Here is a 392-nt window from a genome sequence, read left to right as displayed (position 1 = left end):
TAACCGAACTGGCCCTGCACCTGGCTGTTGAGCTGGCCGATGGCCGAGCTCGAGGTGTCGCTGCCGGCGCGCACGCCGACCACGTAGTTGCCGTCGGCGCGCACGTCTGCGCCGACCACGTCGTTGTACATCACGTTGCCGCGCACTTCGTCGCCCTTGTACACGCTGACGAAATCGCTGTGGGCCTGGGGCACGTCGTCGACGATGGTGATGACGATGGTGCTGGTGGTCGAGTTGCCGAGGGAATCCTTGACCAGGTAGGTGAAGGTTTCGCTGACGCTGTTGGCGCCGTCGTTGGCGGGGCTCGGCGACGTCGCAGGCGAAGTCAGGGTGTAGGTGTAGGTGCCGTCGGCATTGAGCTGCAACTGGCCGTACTGGCCGGTAGCGTCGCC

The 392-nt window shown here is 65.3% G+C and carries 1 protein-coding gene; it reads right to left on the bottom strand.

The features are described 5' to 3' along the window. Positions 1 to 392 (bottom strand): VCBS domain-containing protein (locus tag FS665_RS23170; protein ID WP_145193658.1); only part of this gene is annotated, 392 nt, incomplete at both ends.

It is taken from the genome of Pseudomonas sp. URMO17WK12:I11, from assembly GCF_007677725.1.
Classification (GTDB): Bacteria; Pseudomonadota; Gammaproteobacteria; order Pseudomonadales; family Pseudomonadaceae; genus Aquipseudomonas.
Note: the sequence above shows the minus strand (reverse complement) of the source record. Positions and strands in the feature narration are given on the sequence as shown.